The 16,908-nt window shown below is 69.4% G+C and carries 17 protein-coding genes; 8 read left to right on the plus strand and 9 right to left on the minus strand.

Annotated elements, in window-relative coordinates; translation table 11 throughout:
• Positions 1-9: 9 nt before the first annotated feature.
• From VF632_RS07180 to dnaA, 5 genes are all read right to left on the minus strand, one after another.
• Positions 10-1,899: an SEC-C domain-containing protein gene (locus VF632_RS07180; RefSeq protein WP_331022186.1), complete on the minus strand. Its 1,890-nt coding sequence runs from the start codon at positions 1,897-1,899 to the stop codon at positions 10-12.
• A gap of 28 nt (positions 1,900-1,927) precedes the next feature.
• Positions 1,928-2,782: an LpqB family beta-propeller domain-containing protein gene (locus tag VF632_RS07185; protein WP_331022187.1), complete on the minus strand. Its 855-nt coding sequence runs from the start codon at positions 2,780-2,782 to the stop codon at positions 1,928-1,930.
• Between the two features lie 23 nt (positions 2,783-2,805).
• Positions 2,806-3,729, minus strand: coding sequence for a hypothetical protein (locus VF632_RS07190; protein WP_331022188.1), 924 nt, complete (start codon positions 3,727-3,729; stop codon positions 2,806-2,808).
• 81 nt (positions 3,730-3,810) lie between these two features.
• Positions 3,811-4,923 (minus strand): DNA polymerase III subunit beta, encoded by a 1,113-nt coding sequence (dnaN, locus tag VF632_RS07195; protein ID WP_331022189.1) that lies wholly within the window; start codon positions 4,921-4,923, stop codon positions 3,811-3,813.
• A 482-nt stretch (positions 4,924-5,405) separates the two neighbouring features.
• The gene (gene dnaA, locus VF632_RS07200; protein ID WP_331022190.1) at positions 5,406-6,845 is read right to left on the minus strand and encodes a chromosomal replication initiator protein DnaA; all 1,440 of its coding nucleotides are present in this window, start codon (positions 6,843-6,845) and stop codon (positions 5,406-5,408) included.
• Between the two features lie 479 nt (positions 6,846-7,324).
• Here dnaA and VF632_RS07205 point away from each other — a divergent pair, with 479 nt between their 5' ends.
• The 7 genes from VF632_RS07205 to mnmE all read left to right on the plus strand — a co-directional run bounded on the left by VF632_RS07205 (position 7,325) and on the right by mnmE (position 12,542).
• Positions 7,325-7,519 (plus strand): hypothetical protein, encoded by a 195-nt coding sequence (locus tag VF632_RS07205; RefSeq protein WP_331022191.1) that lies wholly within the window; start codon positions 7,325-7,327, stop codon positions 7,517-7,519.
• Positions 7,519-8,130: a hypothetical protein gene (locus tag VF632_RS07210; RefSeq protein ID WP_331022192.1), complete on the plus strand. Its 612-nt coding sequence runs from the start codon at positions 7,519-7,521 to the stop codon at positions 8,128-8,130. Before VF632_RS07205 ends, VF632_RS07210 begins: the two co-directional genes overlap by 1 nt.
• Before the next feature lie 135 nt (positions 8,131-8,265).
• Entirely contained in the window at positions 8,266-8,418 is a 153-nt protein-coding gene (gene rpmH / locus VF632_RS07215) for a 50S ribosomal protein L34 (RefSeq protein ID WP_331022193.1), read from the plus strand.
• A gap of 38 nt (positions 8,419-8,456) precedes the next feature.
• Positions 8,457-8,846: a ribonuclease P protein component gene (rnpA, locus tag VF632_RS07220; protein ID WP_331022194.1), complete on the plus strand. Its 390-nt coding sequence runs from the start codon at positions 8,457-8,459 to the stop codon at positions 8,844-8,846.
• The gene (yidD, locus tag VF632_RS07225; protein WP_331022195.1) at positions 8,843-9,040 is read left to right on the plus strand and encodes a membrane protein insertion efficiency factor YidD; all 198 of its coding nucleotides are present in this window, start codon (positions 8,843-8,845) and stop codon (positions 9,038-9,040) included. The genes rnpA and yidD overlap by 4 nt, the downstream gene beginning before the upstream one ends.
• 35 nt (positions 9,041-9,075) lie before the next feature.
• A complete protein-coding gene (yidC, locus tag VF632_RS07230) occupies positions 9,076-10,836 on the plus strand; it encodes a membrane protein insertase YidC (RefSeq protein ID WP_331022196.1) in 1,761 nt (586 codons plus the stop codon).
• A gap of 332 nt (positions 10,837-11,168) precedes the next feature.
• On the plus strand, positions 11,169-12,542 hold the full coding sequence (mnmE, locus tag VF632_RS07235; protein ID WP_331022197.1) for a tRNA uridine-5-carboxymethylaminomethyl(34) synthesis GTPase MnmE: 1,374 nt from the start codon (positions 11,169-11,171) through the stop codon (positions 12,540-12,542).
• Between the two features lie 149 nt (positions 12,543-12,691).
• Here mnmE and VF632_RS07240 read toward each other — a convergent pair whose 3' ends face one another.
• The 4 genes from VF632_RS07240 to VF632_RS07255 are packed head-to-tail and all read right to left on the minus strand — an operon-like array spanning position 12,692 to position 14,848.
• The gene (locus VF632_RS07240; RefSeq protein WP_331022198.1) at positions 12,692-12,967 is read right to left on the minus strand and encodes an acylphosphatase; all 276 of its coding nucleotides are present in this window, start codon (positions 12,965-12,967) and stop codon (positions 12,692-12,694) included.
• Between the two features lie 4 nt (positions 12,968-12,971).
• A complete protein-coding gene (locus tag VF632_RS07245) occupies positions 12,972-13,805 on the minus strand; it encodes a hypothetical protein (RefSeq protein ID WP_331022199.1) in 834 nt (277 codons plus the stop codon).
• Complete coding sequence (locus VF632_RS07250) at positions 13,802-14,257, minus strand: phage holin family protein (protein WP_331022200.1); 456 nt, start codon at positions 14,255-14,257, stop codon at positions 13,802-13,804. Before VF632_RS07250 ends, VF632_RS07245 begins: the two co-directional genes overlap by 4 nt.
• A gap of 12 nt (positions 14,258-14,269) precedes the next feature.
• On the minus strand, positions 14,270-14,848 hold the full coding sequence (locus VF632_RS07255; RefSeq protein WP_331022201.1) for a hypothetical protein: 579 nt from the start codon (positions 14,846-14,848) through the stop codon (positions 14,270-14,272).
• A 151-nt stretch (positions 14,849-14,999) separates the two neighbouring features.
• On the opposite strand from VF632_RS07255, the gene mnmG reads away from it, so the two are divergent.
• Positions 15,000-16,871 (plus strand): tRNA uridine-5-carboxymethylaminomethyl(34) synthesis enzyme MnmG, encoded by a 1,872-nt coding sequence (gene mnmG, locus VF632_RS07260; RefSeq protein WP_331022202.1) that lies wholly within the window; start codon positions 15,000-15,002, stop codon positions 16,869-16,871.
• The last annotated feature ends 37 nt before the right edge of the window (positions 16,872-16,908 follow it).

A 16,908-nucleotide genomic window follows, 5' to 3' on the forward strand; every position in this document is an offset into this window, starting at 1 on the left:
GTGGCCGGGTCAGAAGATGTCGTCGAGCATCTCATCGTCCTCGTCCCAGTCCTCCGCCTCGCCGGGGTGCTCCCGTTCGAAATCGCTCAACACGCGCTTGGGTGACTGGCCGCCCAGGTCGGGATGCGGAGTGTTCTCCCACTGGCGCTGCCTGCCGACCAGCACGTCGTGCAGATCGCCCAGGTCCGTGATCCCCGACCGCACGGCCTCGTCGTACCAGATCAGCCAGCGGCGCTGCAGTTCCTGCCATCGCGCCGCGGCCGCGCCTGCCATGCTCGTCCAGCCGCGCGTAAGCCCCGGTACGGTGGGCGCCGGGATGAACAGACGCCGCTCGTAGTCCTCCTCCGCGTATCCGCCGGCCGCGTCCAGCACGTCGCGAACGTCGTCCACCCCGTGGGCGATCTCGTCGAGTTCCGCGAGGACCCTGTCGGCCCAGGGGTAGACGATTCTCTCGTGCTCCGCGAAGTAGCGGAACAGGCGGCGCAGCGAGCGCGTGAGGTGCTTGGCGATCGCCTTGGGGATGGGATCGAAGTCGACGACGAACTCGTACAGGAACCTGCGCAGGTCGTACTCGGTGGCGGAGCCGGCGGGCAGACTGGAGGCGACCAGCATGCGCCCCCAGGTGAGCGCCGTTCTGGCCTCACGTTCGCGCGCCGCACGAGAGGGCCGCTGCCCATCCAGCCACGCGAGAAAGCGGTCCAGCCGCTCTGCCTCGTCCGGCCCAACCAGGTCCGGGTCGCCGCGCACCCTCAGCACCGCCTCCGGGTCTGCCCCGGGCCCTTCCGCCCCGATGGCGTGTGCCTGCTCCAGCGGCGGCCATGGCAACGCGCTTCCGGCGTGCAGGAACGCGACCGTGACGCCGGTCAGCGGGTCCACGAAGGGAACCTGGGGCCGTTCCTGGCTCGTGAACGCCGCGATGGCCCGGCTCGCTCTGGCCAGGCGGTTCAGCAGCTCCGCGGTGATGCGGCGGCCCGGCAGCCGCAGGCTGAACAGCGAGGGATATGCGTCGGAGCCCGCCAGCTCCCACCCGGCAGACGCCACCTCGCGCCGCATGGGCCTCGACAGATCTTTCGGCGCGTCGAAGCTGAGCGTCAGCGACCAGCCCCGCATGGCAGAGATGAACTCGCCGCCCGTTGGTTCCTGCTCGGCGAGGATGTCCGGGTCCCTCAGGTCCGAGTAGATGGCAAAGCCGTAGTACATGCCCCCCGCGCCCATCACGCTCACCGCCCAGGGCTCGTCCTCGCCGGGGAAGCGAAGCATGAGGGTGTTGCTGTCCGCCAGCGCCTGCCAGGGCTCCGCGCGGAAGAAGACCGCCGCCGCGCCGTGGAACTCGGCCAGCTCGTCGGCCGTCGCCTCCGTTTCGGCCCACGCCCACAGGGTGCTTGCGGCACCGGTGGCACCCCCGCGCGCCAGGTGCTGGAGCGACCCCTCGATCGCCTCGTCCAGCTCGGCCAGCACGCCGGATTCCACCGTGATGGCGCGGCGTTCCAGCTCCGGCGCCAGCACCTCGGCCAGTTTCGCATCGCGGACGCGCAGGCGCTCGGGCAGCAGCCCCGTCTTCGCGCCCGCCGCCGTGACGGCGCCCAGGACGGCGGCGGCGCGGGCAGCCAGGCCCACGCAGCGGCGCGCCAGCACGTCGCCGGACACGATCATTCCCCCCGCGCCAACGATCACCAGGGACCCGGGTTCGCCGGTCTCGCGAAACATCTCCTGCAGGGGCACCACGTCGGCTTCCCACACGGGCGCGCGGCGGGCGACCTCCGTCACCCGGGCCTCCAGGGCAGCCGGGCGTCCCAGCCTCCGCTCCGCACGCACGGCAGACTCGTCGGCCGCCAGGTGGCAGGCCTTGTATTTCTTTCCCGAGCCGCAGGGGCACGGGTCGTTCCGGGAGGGCTTCATGCGTCGATCGTCCGCCGGCGGCTCCCCATCAGGGGCGCCAGGAGGGCTGGAGGTTGCGGAGGGAGTCGCTGGCGACGGCGCGGATGCCGCTCCCGTCGGCGTTCACCCCGTGCAGCGCCAATCGCCCGCCGCTGCTCCGCACGAAGACCATCCCGCTTCCGTCCGGGGACCAGTCCGGTTCGCTGTCGTCCAAACCCGTCGTGACCCGCCGCACGTCACCCCCGCCAGCAGCCATTGTATACAGGCCGCCCACGTCGGGCGACGAGAGGCCGCTGCGCGAATATGCAATCCGAGTCCCGTCGGGAGACCAGGCCGGCCCCTCGCCGGAACCCAGCGTCCGCGTGTTGGAGCCGTCCGCGTCTACGAGCATGATCTGGCGATCTACCTGAAACGCGATCGTCCGTCCGTCCGGTGACCAGTCGGGCCTCCAGCCCTGGCGCACGTCGCCGGTCAGCTGGCGTTCGCCGCTCCCATCGGCATCGATCACGAAGAGGTGCTGCTCCACCCCCGACCCCCAGCCCGCGAACACGATCCGGGTACCATCCGGCGACCATGCGGGTGACATCTCCCGGCGCGCCTCCGTACGCGTGAGCCGGCGCGTGGATCCGTCCACGTTCCAGACGTAGAGCTCGGCGTTCTGGTCTTTCCAGTTGATGAACGCGACGCGCTTGCCGTCGGGCGACCAGGCCGGCTCCGTGGCGGGGTCCGGCGAGAGCCGCCGCGCCCCCGTGCCGTCCGGGTTCACGGCCGTCAGCCAGCAGGTCACGATTCCGCCGCGGCAGAACACGATGGCGGGAACCTCGGCGGGCGGCTGTTGGGTAGGCCCGTCCGTGCACGCGGCGAACGCCAGCAGGCACACGGAAACCAGCGGTTTGCGGCGCATCCACGCGGCTGCATCCGGCACGGTCAGCGGCCCAGCAGGACGGTGGTGCCCAGGGCCAGCGAGCCCAGCCGCCCCGCGAGCCCGTGCTGAAAGCCGACGAACGACACGCGGGCTTCGGCATTCAGGAGCATTCGCGCGCCCACTCGTACGTCGACGCCCGCGCCCGCGGAAGCCGCCGTGCCGGTCTGGGAGAGCGCCGGGTGCAGGGTACCCGCCGCTTCCCAGTTCACCTGGTGAAGCCCCAGCAGGGCCGTAAGGAACGGCGCGTATGCGCGGGATCCTCCGCCGTACAGCTTTACGCCGACCTCTCCACTGAGCACGGTGGCGGCCTCTTTCGGCGCACCCTCGAAATTCCTGCACGAACAGGTCTCGTCCAGGTTCGCGTATCGAACCGAGCCCATCAGCATGGTTTCGGGACCCAGGGGAAGCGAGCCGGTGACCGCCGCTCCGGGGCCTTCCATGAACGCGAAGTAGTTGTGCCCCCACACCGGCTGCAGGTGCAGCGCCGACAGCGAGAGCCCGGCACCGGGATGGAACCCCGGCTTGGCGGGAAGTGGCGGGTGCGCCGCGGACAGCGGCAGCCGGGTAGAAACGTGCAGGGCGCCGGACCGGTTGAGCGAGTCGAAGCGTACGCGCGCCTCGGCCGGCGTCGAGTACTGCACCCACCGCACCTCGTGCGGCTGCAGCGTCCGCAGCACGGCCGAATCGCGGGCGAGCACCGAATCCACGTACACCTGCACGAACTGGTCGGCCGACCTGCGGAACCGCAGCCACTGTGGCCGCAGCCGGCGCACGGCGGCCTCCACCGTGGGCCGGCCCGTGGCGACCAGCTCGTCGCGGGTGAGGATCGCCTCGGGCCGGGTGCTTTCCTGGGCGCGGGCTTCGAGGGGGGCGCAACAGAGGAGGAGGCCGGCTGCCAGGAACCGGCAGGAGGTCAGGAAAGACATGTTCTGTGAGCGGCTGGGTTGGGGGAGACGAACGCACCCGGATGGTGCCGCCGGCGAACGGATCGCCGGCGGCACTACCGGTCAGCTCAGGAGCCGCAGGGGCATCACCAGGCACAGGTAGTCGGGCGTGTCCTCGTTGCCGATGGGCTGCATGGTGGCGGCGCGCTCCGGTGCCTTGAAGCTCATCTTCACCTCGTCGGTCGGCATGTAGCGAAGCAGCTCCAGCAGGTACTGCGCGTTGAAGCCGATTTCCAGCGGATCGCCATCGTACTCCACCGGCAGCTCCTCGGTGGCCGTGCCCACGTCGGGCGTCTCCACCGCGAAGCGCAGCATGGGGCCGCCCAGCGACAGGCGGATGCGGTGCGTCTGGTCGCTCGCCACGATGGCCATGCGCCGCACGGCCGCCTGCAGCGCGCCCTTGTCGGCCACCATCGACTTGTCGTTGTCCTTGGGGATGACCTGCTCGTAATTGGGGTACGGCCCCTCGATCAGCCGCGTGAAGATCTGCACGTCGGTGCCGCGGAAGCCGATGTGGTTCTCGCTGCGCCCCACCTCCACCGTCTCGTCCGGCCGGAACAGGCGCTGCACCTGCCCCAGGGCCTTGGGATGCACGATGAAGTCGCCCGGCGGCACCGCGGCGGCGCCGTTCTCCACCGACAGCGTCATCTTGGCCAGGCGGTGGCCGTTGGTGGCCACCATCCGCATCTCGCCCTCGCCCAGCTGCCAGAGCACCCCGTTCAGGATGGGCCGCGTCTCCTCGGTCGACGCGGCGAACGACACGTGGGTGATCAGCCGCTGCAGCTCCTGCCCGGTGACGCGCCAGCTCTCGGCGAAGTCCACCTTGGGAAAGGCGGGAAACTCGTCGCGGGGCAGCCCGTTCAGCCGGTACTTGGTGCGGCCGCTGGTGATCTGGATGGCGTCGCCCTGTGTGCCGAACTCCACGGTGCCGGGAAGCTCGCGGGCAATCTCCTGGAGCTTCTTGGCAGGCGCGGTGATGGCGCCGGCCTCGGCGACGTCGGCGGCCACCCGCACCGACACCGCGGTGTCCAGGTCGGTACCGCTCATCCTGACGGCACCGTCCTCGGCCTCGATCAGGATGTTCGACAGCACGGGGAGCGTGGTGCGGGTGGGAATGCTGCCCGCCACCGCGCCCAGCCCCTGCTGCAGGTTTTCACGCGTGATCGTGAATCGCATACGTCGGTCGCCAACGCTCGAGGGTGACCCGTTCTCCACGGGGAAGGGTTCTTACCACCATATAGATATCCAATCTAGTATTGGTAGTAGAGGGTGTGGATCTGTGGATACCGCCCCTCGCGCCCTACCAACCTGTGCTCTCGCAACCACCTGAACCGGTTCGGACCCTGTGGACTGAGGTTGTGGAGAACTGCCCGATTCCCCACGCTATACCCATTCCCACACCCGAGCCCGGTACTCCACAACTTCTCCACGAACTTCCCACACCGGTTGTCCACGGTGTTTTCCGGCGTCTCCCCGTCCGGATCCAGGCCTGCTTCCGGACAGGGATGACGCGTCGTCGACCCCGGGACCCGCCGACTGCGCGGGCGAATGAATTCGCTGCAACAAGCACACGAAGTCCACCTTCGTGGACTGCACGCTCTCGTGTGCCCTCGGCTATCGTGCGCGCCTGTTGCCGGCTCCTCGCCGGGTCTGCGCCCCTACCGGAGCGACGCGCGCAGCTCGTCTACCTTGCGGCGCAGCTCGGGGTCGGCCACCAGGTCCTCCTCCACCTTGGAGACGGAGTGGATCACCGTGCTGTGGTCGCGCCCGCCGAACAGCCTTCCGATCTCCACCAGGGCCAGGTCGAACATCTCCTTGATCAGGTACATCGCCACCTGTCGCGGGATGGTCAGGTCCTTGGTACGCTTCTTGGACTGCAGCGCCTCGCTGGTGGTGTTCCACGCCTGCGCCACCTTGTCGCGCACCCGCTCGGGAGAAACGCCACCCGGCGCGCCCGACGCGTCGGTGCCCAGCGGGTTGCCCAGCGCCTCGCGCGCCAGGGCCAGGTCGATGGGGCGCCGCGTGAGCGACGAGTAGGCCAGCAGCTTGATGACCGCGCCCTCGATCTCGCGCACCGACGAGGTGCGGTTGCGCGCGATGAACGACAGCACGTCGTCGGCGTCGTGGATCTCCAGCCGGTCCTCCTCCACCTTGCGGCGAAGGATCGCGATGCGCGTCTCGAAGTCGGGCGGCTTGATGTCGGCCACCAGCCCCCATTCGAAGCGGCTGACCAGGCGGTCCTCCAGCCCCGTGGCGTTGGGCGGACGGTCCGACGTCAGCACGATCTGGCGCTGGGCGTCGTGAAGCGCGTTGAAGGTGTGGAAGAACTCCTCCTGCGTGCGCTCCTTGCCCTCCAGGAACTGGATGTCGTCCACCAGCAGCAGGTCGATCTGCCGGTACAGCCGCCGGAACTCGCCCATCGTCCCCTCCTGGATGGCGCTCACCAGCTCGTTGGTGAAGCGCTCGGAGGAGATGTACAGCACGCGCTTGTGGGGCTCGCGCTCCAGCATGGCGTGACCGATGGCGTGCATCAGGTGCGTCTTGCCCAGCCCTACGCCGCCGTAGATGAACAGCGGGTTGTACGCGCGCGCCGGCGCCTCGGCCACCGCGTGCGCCGCGGCGGCGGCCAGCTGGTTGTTGTTGCCCACCACGAACCGCGTGAAGACGTAGCGCGGGTTCAGCGGGGCGGCGTGGCCCGCCGGTGCGTTGGCGGCGGACGGCGCGGGCGCGGTGTCCACGCGAGGCGCGGGCGCCGGGGGCGGAGCGGGCTCTGCGAACTCGATGGCGGCAGGCACGGATGGGACCTTGCCGTTGCCCTGGTACTGGACGGAGAGGGTGAAGCGGCGCCCGAACAGGTGCTCACCGATGCGCGTGAGCAGGTCGGCGTACTTTTCCTCTACCCATTCCACGGCGAACGGATTGGGAGTGGCGACGACGAGAAGATCGTTGGAGACGGCGATCGCCTGCGTGGGCGCCAGCCACGTGCGGAAAGCCTGGTCCGGCAGCGCGGTCTTGGCGCTCTCCAGAATGCGCGACCAGATTTCCCCGGCAGTGAGCTCCATCACATCCAGCAGCAGGACGGCGACCGCAGACGACACCCGGGCAACGTAGAACTGCCTTGTGGATAAGTCAAGAAAGCCCGCTAAGTGCCTGGAGTTACCTGCGTTTGTGACCCAGGTACGAGCGGTGTCGCCTCCGGGCCGCCTGCGGATTCGGCAGGCTTCCGAAGCTCCCCCGAACAAGCATCGGGAATGCGACCAGCGTGGGTGCGCTGAACGGGTAGCAGACAAATCGCGAGCGGATGATTATGAGCAGCCGATGGATCTCCGTCGCGAAGGCGTGCGTTCGGCGAGGGCGTGCGTGCGCTGGCGGGGAGTGGGAAGTCGTGATGCGCCGACACCGGAGTTCTGTCGGGGGGAGTGGCGGCTTCGGCCCACACGTGGTGTCGTAGCGACTGGCCCAGCCGTGGCGGGTAAAAAGCCTTGGAGAGCGCGGTCCAGAGCGGTATTTTTAGCTCGTTCAGATCACCGGATCTGCGCATCCGGAGCACGGAATCTACGGTACCAAGGAGGAGAGCGTGAAGAAGCGGCTCCCGGAGCTTCAGCCGGCGCACGAGAGTTCCCGCGTAACCGTTGCGCAAGCAGCCGCCGCGTTCCGCAAGGTCCGCGGCTCGAATCCCAAACCGGGTCTGTGGGGCCCCGATGATCCAGTGAACGATGCGGATCAGTCCGGTCCGGAGAACGGACGTCCCCACAAGGACGGGGCCGACTGATGGCGCGCTCCTACGAGAACAGTGTGTTCGTCAACTGCCCCTTCGACCGCGAGTACTGGCCTCTGTTCGAGGCGCTTACTTTTGCGGGTTACGAGTGCGGGTACTATCCGCGGTGTGCTCTGGAGGTCGACGACAGCAGCCAGGTTCGGATCGAGAAGATCATCTCGATGATCGGCTCCTGCCGCCTTTCGGTCCACGACATCTCCCGCGTGGAGTCGGATGGCGAACCCCCGATGCCGCGGTTCAACATGCCGCTCGAACTCGGCATCTTTCTGGGCGCGAAGGCATTCGGGGCGTACGACCAGACGAGGAAGGCAGGGGTCGTGCTGGATGCGGAACGGTTTCGGTACCAGCGGTACATCTCCGACATCGCGGGCCAGGACATCCGTGCACACCGGGGAGAGGCAGCCGAACTGATCCGACACGTTCGCAACTTCCTTCTGTCGCACGCAGACGAGACCGTCTTCCTTCCAGGCCCCAGGCGCATCGCGGAGCGGTTTGAGGATTTTCGACGTGATCTACCGGCATCGTGCGCCGAGTTGCATCTGGACCCCAACGATCTCACGTTCGGCGACCTGACCCGTTTCATCATCGGCTACCTCGAGTCGTGACCGCAGGGCGGGAAGCGGGAGTGCCGCCCCCTGGTTGACGGAACCGGCCACCTCCGCTACATTCACTGTCTTTGCCACAAAGGCCTTCCCGGCCCTCCATTCTCGTTACGACGCAGCACCCGAAGGGGTTGACCGATGAAGCCGAGTTATCGTCCGCGCAACCGCAAGCGGATCAACAAGCATGGGTTCCGGGCCCGGATGGCCACCAAGGGCGGCCGCGCCGTCCTGAACGCCCGCCGCCGCAAGGGGCGCCACAAGCTGGTGGTCGAAGTTCCGAGCAAGTACTGAGCGGCGTTCCGAACGCCGCGCGCAGCGCACCCCGGTCCATGGACTCGGACGGCGCGGGCGAACGGCAGGGCTTCGGCCTGCCCAGGCGGGCGCGGATCACCTCTTCGGATGAGATCCGCGCATTGTTCAGACGGGGGAAGAGGAGCAAGACGCGCCACCTGGACGCGTTCGTCTCCCCTTCCCCCGCTCCGTTTGCGCGCTTGGGCGTCGTGGTTCCCAAGCACAAGCGCACCATCGTAAAGCGAAACCTGGTCAAGCGCCGGCTTCGCGACCTGGGGCGCACCGTGGTGCTGCCAGCACTCCGAAACCGCGGGCTCGCGTTGGACGTACTGTTCCGTGCCCGCCCCGAAGCCTACACCGCCTCGTTCGCGGACCTTCGCGACGAGGTGGCCGCGCTCACGGAGGAGCTGTGCTCGCGCGCGCGATGATGTCAGCCATCCGCTTCTATCAGAAGGGGATTTCGCCGCTGAAGCCCCCCGTCTGCCGCTTTCATCCCACGTGCTCGCACTACGGGCTGGAGGCGCTGCAGCGATACGGCGCAGCGCGCGGCTCGTGGCTGCTGCTGAAGCGGCTGCTGCGCTGCAACCCCCTGTGCAAGGGTGGCTTCGACCCCGTTCCCTGAGCGGGCCGACCCGTACCCGGTGGAACCACCACAAGATGGATCAGACCAAGCGGCTCATTCTCTTCATCGTCCTCTCGACGGCGTTCATCTTCGCGTGGGAGGCGCTCTTTCCACGCACCCCCCCGGCACCCGTGCGCCCCCCGGCGGACTCCGCCGCGGCGGTCGCCCCGGCCCGGACGCCGGCGCCGGGGCTGGCCGCCTCGCTGCCGTCCACCGCGCCGTCGCAGCCCGGCCAGCCCGAGCGGTTCGTCCACGTGCGTTCGCCGCTGTACGACTACCGCTTCTCCACGCGCGGCGCGGCGCTGAACGCGGCCACCCTGCCGCTCTTCGCCAGCTACGTTCAGGACGGCGGCAGCGTGCAGCTGGTGCCCCGCAGCGCTCGCGACGTGCTGACGCGCCGCGTGGCGGTGGGACGCGACACGCTGGACTTCCGGCGCGTTCACTTCACCCCCGACGCCGCCTCGCTGCAGCTGCGCGCGGGCGACGGGCCGCGGCAGCTGCGCTTCGTCTCGGATCCGGTGGGCTCGGTGCGTGCCGAGCTCACCTACACCTTCCGGCCGAACGACTACGCGGTCGACGTGCAGGGGCGCTTCATCGGCCTGCCCGCCGGCGCCCAGGCGCAGATGGTGACGGAACTGGGCACCGGGCTGGCCCCGCACGACTCGCCCGAGCACGGCTCGGCCAACGAGCTGGCGGTGGTGGGATGGAACCGCGAGCGGGTGGAGCGCGAGGCCATCCGCGGGATCCAGGCGCCCGACACCCTCGCTGGCCCGCTGGTGTGGACGGGGATCAAGGACCGCTACTTCCTGATCGCCCTCATCAACGCCGGGCGCGAGCAGTTCAGCCGGGTGGAGATGGAGCCGGCGCGCGACATCAAGTACACGCTCGGCGGCGACACCCTGCAGTCGCCCCGCGCCCGTGCCCGCGCCGTGCAGCCGCTGGGTGCCGACGGCGCGTTCCGGCAGCAGGCGTACCTGGGCCCGCAGGAGCACGCGCGGCTGGCCGCGGTGGGGCATGAGCTGGAAGAGGTGAACCCGTACGGCTACCGCTGGCTGCGGCCGGTGGTACGGCCCATCGCCGCCGCCGTGCTGTGGACCCTGAACGGCCTTCACAACACACTGGGACTTCACTACGGGTGGGTGCTGATCCTGTTCGGCTTCCTGGTGCGTGGCGTCACCTGGCCGCTGAACGCGCGGGCCATGCGCGCGCAGATGAAGAACATGGCCGTGCAGCCGGTGCTGCAGTCGCGGATGAAGGAGATCCAGGAGCGGCACCGCGGCGACCCGGCGAAGATGAACGCCGAGATGATGGCGCTGTACCAGGAGCTGGGGGTGAACCCGCTGTCGATGATGTCGGGCTGCCTTCCGCTGCTGATCCCCATGCCGGTGATGATCACGCTGTTCTTCGTGTTCCAGAGCGCCATCGAGTTCCGCGGCACCAGCTTCGCCTGGTTCCCCGACCTGTCGCTGCGCGATCCGCTGTACCTGCTGCCGGTGTTCCTGGTGGTGTCGATGTTCGGGCTGCAGTGGGTGAGCACCAAGCTCAGCGGGATGGAGCAGAACGAGCAGACGCGGATGATGATGTACATGATGCCGGTGATGATGGGCATGTTCTTTTTCGCCATGCCGTCGGGACTGAACCTGTACTATGCGTCGACGAACGTCGCCTCGTTCCCGCAGCAGATCCTGATCGCCAACGAGCGCCGCCGCGCGACGGAAAAGCAGAAGGCCGAGCAGAAGGTGGCCGTCAAACACGATGCGCTGAAGCGCATTCCGGCGAATCGGAAGCGCAAGTAGCGCCAGCGTTGGACGTCGCCAGAGCGCCCGCTCTCCTGGTTGGAGGGCGGGCGCTTTTGCATGGGTTGCGGGTATCGCACCTGCACGTGCATCCCGGACCGCAGCGACCGAGGGATCCGCCACACAGCCCGGGGCGAGCCCCCATCGTCCGCCTCTCACGAGAACAGGCCAGTCCGCGAAGGCGGACATCGTGTGGTTGTTGCAGCGACTTTAGTCGCCCAGGGCGGAGCCCAAGCCGCCATAACCGCTTGGGGGCTCAGGATCACGCCCCGTGAGCGGCTGAACAGGAGCCCTCCCTTTCGCATGCCTCCGCCCCGCCCCATCATCCCGCCATGCTCTCGCTCCCCTTCCCCGCCGACACCATCGCAGCCATCGCCACGCCGCAGGGCCGTGGCGCCGTCGCCGTCCTGCGCGTTTCCGGTCCGCGGTCGCTCGACGTTCTTCGCGCCGTCGCGGCCGCCCCGGGCGAGGTCGCGCCGCGGGTGCAGCGGCTGGTGGCGCTTCGGCATCCTGAGACGGGCGAACTCCTGGATCGCGGGCTGGTGACGTACTTCGCCGCGCCGGCCAGCTACACCGGCGAAGACACGGTGGAGATCGCCACGCACGGCGGCGTGCTGACCCCCCAGCTGGTGCTCGATGCGCTCCTGGCCGCGGGCGCGCGTGCGGCCGAGCCGGGCGAGTTCACCCGGCGCGCGTACCTGAACGGCAAGCTCGACCTGCTGCAGGCCGAGGCCGTCGCCGACCTGATCGACGGCCGGTCGCGCGCCCTTCACCGCGCGGCCGTGCACCAGATGGAGCGCGGCCTCTCACGGCGCATCGGCGAGCTGCGCGACGCCATCATCGGCACCGAGGCGCTGATCGCGTACTCCATCGACTTTCCCGAAGAAGACGAGCCGCCCGTACCCCCGGCCCGCATCCGCGCCTCGGCCGGGGACGTCATCGGGAGGATCGATGCGCTGCTGGCCACCGCGCCAGAGGGCGAGCTGCTGCGCGAGGGCGCGATGACGGTGCTCGCTGGCCGCCCCAATTCCGGCAAGTCGTCCCTGTTCAACGCGCTGCTCGGAACGGAGCGCGCCATCGTCACCGACATCCCCGGGACGACCCGCGACGCGCTAGAATCGTCGGTATCGATCGAAGGCTATCCATTCCGCCTGGTGGACACGGCCGGACTGCGGGAGACGGTGGACATGGTGGAGGGCATGGGGATCGAGGTTGCGCGCCGGTACCTGGCGGTCGCGGACCTGGTGCTGTTCTGCGTGGAAGCGGGACGGGAGATGGAGGAGGACGAGGCGGCGTTCGTCGCCAGCGTCGAACCTGCGCGCCTGGTGCTCGTGCGGACCAAGCGTGACATGCCCGGCGGCGCGGCCGTGGACCCGTCGGATACGATGGCGGCCGTGTCTGTCTCGGCGCTGACGGGGGATGGTCTGCCGGAGCTTCGGCAGACTTTGCTGCCGAAGGCGTTCGGCGGGATTCTCGGCGAGCCGGGCGAGGCGCCCCTGGTTACCCGCGAACGGCACGCGCGCGCGCTGCGGACCGCGCGCGACGAGGTCCGCGACTTTCTGGTCGCACTGGACGACGAGGTGCCGATGGAGTTCGCGGCGACGCACCTACGCGCTGGTGCGGGGGCGCTGGAGGACCTGGTGGGCGCGGTATCGGTGGATGACGTGCTCGACCACGTCTTCGGCAGCTTCTGCGTGGGCAAGTAGCCTCGCGAGACGCTGCTGGATGGAAATTTCGCTCGAAATTCGCTTTTATCGCGCGTGGGACGGCGAGACGAGCCAGAGTATTCCTGAAAACCGGATCGCGCGTTCTTCGCGAATCTCGAAGGCCGATTTCATTCGGGGTAGCTTCGGAATTAGCGGACGATGGTGAACTCACCGTCGCGGAAGCCGTCGGCGGAGAATGGGAGGGGTTCGACGGCGTCGACCAGGGCGCCGGGCGGACCCTTCGCCAGTTGCGCGCGCAACTCCTCCAGGCGCGCCTCGGACGCACGAGCATGGACGACGACGGCACCGTCCGGCAGGTTGCAGACGGTGCCGGAAACACCCAGCCGGTTGGCGAGGGAGCGGGTCCACCAGCGGAACCCCACTCCCTGCACCCGGCCGGTTACGCGATAGCCGGCTTCGGCCATCCCCTCAGAGGTCTTCCTGGTGGCTGGGAGGACGCGATCCGCCCGTGCTCCCCGCCCCCGATCCCGACGTCCCGGTACGGCTGGCACCCGCGGTCGAGCCGCCGCCGCCGTATCCGCCCGCCGACCCGCCACCGCTGGCCCCGCCCGTCGATCCGCCGCTGCTGGACCCACCCGTCGACCCGCCGGAGCGTCCGCCCGAACTGCCGGCGCCCGCGCTGCCGCTGCCCGAGGCGCGGCTGGTGGGGCCGCCTGCCGATCCGCCCTGGCTGCCCCCGCCCTGCTGGCCGCCCATGAAGCCGTCGATCAACTCGGCCAGGAAGCCGCTGCCCTGGTTGTTGGTCTGGCTGAGGAACCCACGCGCGCCCTGCGCGATGCCGGCGCTGATGCCGCCCATCAGGGCACCACGAAGCTCCCGCCGCGCACGCGACGCCTTCGACGTGCCGTAGTCATCGTCGTCGTCATCGTCGCGGGCCGCCAGCACGAAGCCGATCGCGAACGCCACGCCCAGGATGGGGAGCGGGTTGTCGCGAAGGCGGTCTACGAGGCCGCGCTGCTCCATCGCGCGGTTCGCCCGCTCGCGGGTGCTGCTGGCCGCTCGGGCCACCCGCGGCCCCACACCGCCGGCCAGGTTGCGGGCACCCTCGCCCACCCGGTCGCGGATGGCCTCGGCCGCGCCGCCCAGCCGGCTGCGGCTGCCGCCCTCTTCGCTGCCCGCGAACTGCAGGCCCTCGTACTGGTCGCCGCCGCCGGCGCTGTGCAGGCCGCTGTGCACTTCGCCCGATCCGCTCTTGTCGCCCATCGCGGCCGAGCCGCCGGCGTTGCGTCCGGTGCCGCTCATGCCAGATCCCGCTTGGCCTGCTTTATCTCGCTCTGAAGCCATTGCTTGTCCTCCTTGAGAGTCTCGAGGGTGCGGGTCGGCGCCACGCTCTCGTGCTTGAGCTTGTTCAGGTTGCTCTTGGCGAGCAGCCCGCCGACAATCACGAACAGCAGTCCGACGATCAGCGCGCCCAGCCAGTACTCGTCGAGCGCGTCGCCCACCGCCAGCACCAGGAACAGGATCAGCACCATGGCGCCGATCAGGGCGACCACGCCGCCGACCGCCACCATGATAATGTCGCGAGCCACGCTCTTGACGTTGCCCACCAGCTCGGCCTTGGCCAGCGCCACCTCCTGGCGAACCAGCACGGCGCTGTCCTGCGCCAACTGCCGGATCAGGTCGCCGAGCGGGGCATCTCCCGATCCCGTGCCCATGCCGTCGGACCGGCCGGGTGTGGTGTGAAGGTCCGCCATGGTTTCCTCCGGTTAGCGCAGGACCTTGCCAGCCACGAAGCCGGCGCCCACCGCCAGCAGCAGCGTGCTCAGGGGGCGGGTGGCAACGATGCCGCCCAACTCGCGTTGCAGCGAGGTGGTGTCGTTGTCCCGCAGGTAGCGCGCGATGCTTTCCAGCGTGTCGGCCGCGGTGTGGCCGTACTGGTTGGCGCGCTCGCCCACGCCCTTCTTGGGGATCAGCCCGGCGACGCTGTCGAGCTTTTCGGCCACGTTCTCCAACTGCTCGGCCGCCTGCTCCAGCATCTGGTCGGCGCGCTCCTGCAGCTGCTCTACGCCGCTCACGCGGTTGGTGCCGCCCGCCGATCCACTCGTGCCGGTGGAGCCGGTGGAGCCCGCCGACCCGCTCAGGGTCGCCGCGCCGCCGCCCAGCCCGGAACCGCCGCCGGTGCTTCCGCCGCCGCTGCTGCTGCTCGCGGTGCTGGTGGACGATCCACCGCCCGCGGAGCCGCCTCCGGCGGTGCTGCCCGTCGCGCCCAGCCCACCCGTGCTTCCGCCCGTCGAACCGAGGCCGGAGCCACTGCCCCCCGTCCCGGTATTCCGTTCGTCTTGCATCCTCATCCTCCCCGTTGCTGGTTCCCGTCTTGGGGTCGCCTGGGGGTGCAACACGTATGCCAAGGGTTGGTCCGCAGCAATGTTCCACGTGGAACACAGCCCTGCTCACGATGTACAGGACAGCACCCATCATCACACGCACGGGTAGGGAATGGAAACGCGCTACGACGTGATCGTCATCGGCGGCGGGCATGCCGGAGTGGAGGCCGCGGGAGCGGCCGCCCGCGTCGGCGCGCGCACGCTGCTGGTGACGCCCAACCTGGAAGGTATTGGGCAAATGAGCTGCAACCCCGCCATCGGGGGTGTAGCCAAGGGCACCGTCGTGCGCGAGGTAGATGCGCTCGGGGGCATCATGGGGATGGCGACCGACCGTTCGCGCATCCAGTTTCGCATGCTCAACCGGTCCAAGGGTCCCGCCGTGTGGGCACCGCGAGCGCAGTGCGATCGCGGTTTGTACCCCCGCGCAGCCCGGGCACTGCTGGAGCGGAGCCCCGGCCTGCACTTCTTCCAGGGGATGGTCGGGTCGCTGCTGATGGATGGGCAGCGTGTCGCCGGGGTGCGCACCGAGGCAGGATATGAGTTCCGCGCCCCCTCCGTGGTGCTGACCGCCGGCACCTTTCTCCGCGGCCGCATCCACGTCGGCAAGTCGCCCTCGGTGCCCGCCGGGCGCGCGGGCGATCACCCGTCCGTCTTCCTGGCCGAGCAGATGGAGGCGCTGGGGATGGAGGTGGCGCGCTTCAAGACGGGCACGCCGCCCCGCGTGGACGGCCGCTCGGTGAACCTGGATGCGCTGGAGCTGCAGCCGGGCGAAACCCCCGAGTACCGCCTTTCCGTCTGGGAGCGCGCGCCGCTGCTGCCTCAGCTTCCCTGCTGGATCACCTGGACGGGAGAGCCGCTGCAGGAGATCATCCGCGGCAGCCTTCACGAGTCGGCGCTGTATGGGGGCGAGATTGCGGGCCGGGGACCGCGCTACTGCCCGTCCATCGAGGACAAGATCGTCAAGTTCCCCGACGCCGCGCGCCACCAGGTATTCCTGGAGCCGGAGGGGCTGGACACCCACGAGCTGTACGTCAACGGCCTCTCCACTTCCCTGCCCGGCGACGTGCAGCTGCGGATGCTGCGCAGCATTCCGGGGATGGAGAACGTGCGGATGACCAAGGTGGGGTACGCCATCGAGTACGACTACTATCCTCCCCACCAGCTGCGTTCAACCCTGGAGTGCAAGGCGCTGGACGGACTGTTCCTGGCGGGCCAGGTGAACGGGACCACGGGATACGAAGAGGCGGCCGGCCAGGGATTGCTCGCGGGCGCCAACGCGGCCTTCGCGGCGCTGGACCGCGACCCGCTGATCCTGGAGCGCGACCAGGCGTTCGTGGGGGTGCTGGTGGACGACCTGGTGACGAAGGGCACCGATGAGCCGTATCGCCTGTTCACCTCGCGCGCCGAGTTTCGCCTGACACTGCGGCAGGACAACGCGCTCCATCGCCTCGCGCCCATGGCCGCCGAACGGGGCCTGCTGACGGATGAGCAGATGGCATCGCTGGACCGCCGGCTGCGCTTGGCGGAGCAGATGGACGGCTGGCTGAAGGCGACCAACGCTTCGCCCGCGCAGGTGAACCCGCTGCTGGAAGCCGCGGGTTCCCCCCCGCTCCGCGAGCCCACGCGCCTTGCGCTGCTGATCAAGCGGCCGAACGTTCCGGCGGCGGCGCTGGTGGATGCGGTCGGTGGCGCGCCGGAGGCGGAGGCCCACGAGTTTGCGGATGCGCTGACCACGGCCGAGATGGAGCTTCGCTACGAGGGCTACCTGGTAAAGGAGCGCAACCGCGCCGAGGCGCTGCGCCGGCAGGCCGACTTCGCCCTGCCCATGGCGCTGGCGTACACCGAGCTGCACTCGCTCTCGTTCGAGGCGCGGCAGAAGCTGGACAGGATCCGTCCGGCCACGCTCGCCCAGGCAGGGCGGATCCCCGGCGTCAGCCCGAGCGACCTGCAGAACCTGGTGATGGAGGTTCGCAAGCGGGGTTGACGGTGGCGCGGGTTCATGCGGGTTAAGCCGCGTCGCA

Source organism: Longimicrobium sp. (assembly GCF_036388275.1).
Taxonomy (GTDB): Bacteria; Gemmatimonadota; Gemmatimonadetes; order Longimicrobiales; family Longimicrobiaceae; genus Longimicrobium.

What these genes read in the sequence shown, in the direction of transcription:
- VF632_RS07190 (WP_331022188.1), bottom strand. Translation starts at nt 3,729, where the DNA reads ATGTCTTTCCTGACCTCCTGCCGGTTCCTGGCAGCCGGCCTCCTCCTC.
- dnaN (WP_331022189.1), bottom strand. Translation starts at nt 4,923, where the DNA reads ATGCGATTCACGATCACGCGTGAAAACCTGCAGCAGGGGCTGGGCGCG.
- VF632_RS07255 (WP_331022201.1), bottom strand. Translation starts at nt 14,848, where the DNA reads ATGCAAGACGAACGGAATACCGGGACGGGGGGCAGTGGCTCCGGCCTC.
- yidD (WP_331022195.1), top strand. Translation starts at nt 8,843, where the DNA reads ATGATGTCAGCCATCCGCTTCTATCAGAAGGGGATTTCGCCGCTGAAG.
- VF632_RS07240 (WP_331022198.1), bottom strand. Translation starts at nt 12,967, where the DNA reads ATGGCCGAAGCCGGCTATCGCGTAACCGGCCGGGTGCAGGGAGTGGGG.
- yidC (WP_331022196.1), top strand. Translation starts at nt 9,076, where the DNA reads ATGGATCAGACCAAGCGGCTCATTCTCTTCATCGTCCTCTCGACGGCG.
- rnpA (WP_331022194.1), top strand. Translation starts at nt 8,457, where the DNA reads ATGGACTCGGACGGCGCGGGCGAACGGCAGGGCTTCGGCCTGCCCAGG.
- VF632_RS07250 (WP_331022200.1), bottom strand. Translation starts at nt 14,257, where the DNA reads ATGGCGGACCTTCACACCACACCCGGCCGGTCCGACGGCATGGGCACG.
- VF632_RS07185 (WP_331022187.1), bottom strand. Translation starts at nt 2,782, where the DNA reads ATGCGCCGCAAACCGCTGGTTTCCGTGTGCCTGCTGGCGTTCGCCGCG.
- mnmE (WP_331022197.1), top strand. Translation starts at nt 11,169, where the DNA reads ATGCTCTCGCTCCCCTTCCCCGCCGACACCATCGCAGCCATCGCCACG.
- VF632_RS07210 (WP_331022192.1), top strand. Translation starts at nt 7,519, where the DNA reads ATGGCGCGCTCCTACGAGAACAGTGTGTTCGTCAACTGCCCCTTCGAC.
- rpmH (WP_331022193.1), top strand. Translation starts at nt 8,266, where the DNA reads ATGAAGCCGAGTTATCGTCCGCGCAACCGCAAGCGGATCAACAAGCAT.
- VF632_RS07180 (WP_331022186.1), bottom strand. Translation starts at nt 1,899, where the DNA reads ATGAAGCCCTCCCGGAACGACCCGTGCCCCTGCGGCTCGGGAAAGAAA.
- mnmG (WP_331022202.1), top strand. Translation starts at nt 15,000, where the DNA reads ATGGAAACGCGCTACGACGTGATCGTCATCGGCGGCGGGCATGCCGGA.
- VF632_RS07245 (WP_331022199.1), bottom strand. Translation starts at nt 13,805, where the DNA reads ATGAGCGGCACCGGACGCAACGCCGGCGGCTCGGCCGCGATGGGCGAC.